1 pseudogene is annotated in these 1,303 nt (G+C 46.2%); it reads left to right on the forward strand.

Going from position 1 to position 1,303, the window contains the following annotated elements:
- Positions 1-1,303 (forward strand): annotated as a pseudogene (locus tag ACYVFA_RS24130) (gliding motility-associated C-terminal domain-containing protein); the annotation flags it as partial.

A 1,303-nucleotide genomic window follows, 5' to 3' on the forward strand; every position in this document is an offset into this window, starting at 1 on the left:
AGCCAGTTCAACTGTCACCGGACTGCAAATTGTTAGTCAGCCATCTGCGCCAACAATCACTTCACCGAATCCAAAAGTAGTTTGTGCGCCAGGCACTTTAACTCTAACAGCCAGTGGTTGTGCAGGAACTATCAACTGGTCTAACAGTTCATCAGGAAGTAGCTTAACACTTTCAAGTGTGGGCACTTATTCCATATCCGCTACCTGTACGGTTGGAAGTTGTACGAGTGTGGCTAGTTCTACTGTCACCGGACTGCAAATTGTTAGTCAGCCATCTGCGCCAACAATCACTTCACCGAATCCAAAAATAGTTTGTGCGCCAGGCACTTTGACTCTAACAGCCAGTGGTTGTTCAGGAACCATCAACTGGTCTAATGGTTCATCAGGAAGTAGCTTAACACTTTTAAGTGTGGGTACTTATTCCATATCCGCTACTTGTACGGTTGGGTCTTGTATAAGCGTGGCCAGTACAACTGTCACAGGCTTGCAGATTGTTAGTCAGCCATCTGCTCCAACAATCACTGCACCGAATCCAAAAGTAGTTTGCGCACCAGGCACTTTAACTCTAACAGCTAGTGGTTGTGCAGGAACTATCAACTGGTCTAATGGTTCATCAGGAAGTAGCTTAACCCTTTTAAGTGTGGGTACTTATTCCATATCCGCTACTTGTACGGTTGGTTCTTGTATAAGCGTGGCTAGTTCTACTGTCACCGGACTGCAAATTGTTAGTCAGCCATCTGCACCAACAATCACCGCACCGAATCCAAAAGTAGTTTGCGCACCAGGCACTTTGACTCTGACAGCTAGCGGTTGTGCAGGAACCATCAACTGGTCAAATGGTTCATCAGGTTCAAACCTGACGCTTTCGTCTGTTGGCACTTATTCCATATCCGCTACTTGTACGGTTGGAAGTTGTACGAGTGTGGCTAGTTCTACTGTCACCGGACTGCAAATTGTTAGTCAGCCATCTGCTCCAACAATCAATGCACCGAACCCAAAAATAGTTTGTGCGCCAGGCACTTTAACTCTAATAGCCAGTGGTTGTGCAGGAACTATCAACTGGTCTAATGGTTCGTCAGGAAGTAGCTTAACCCTTTCATCTGTGGGTACTTATTCCATATCCGCTACTTGTACGGTTGGAAGTTGTACGAGTGTGGTTAGTACAACTGTCACAGGTTTACAGATTGTTAGTCAGCCATCTGCACCAACAATCACCGCCCCCAATCCAAAAGTAGTTTGTGCCCCAGGCACTTTGACTCTAACAGCTAGTGGTTGTGCAGGAACCATCAACTGGTCTAATGGT

The sequence above is a fragment of the Emticicia fontis genome, assembly GCF_054779675.1.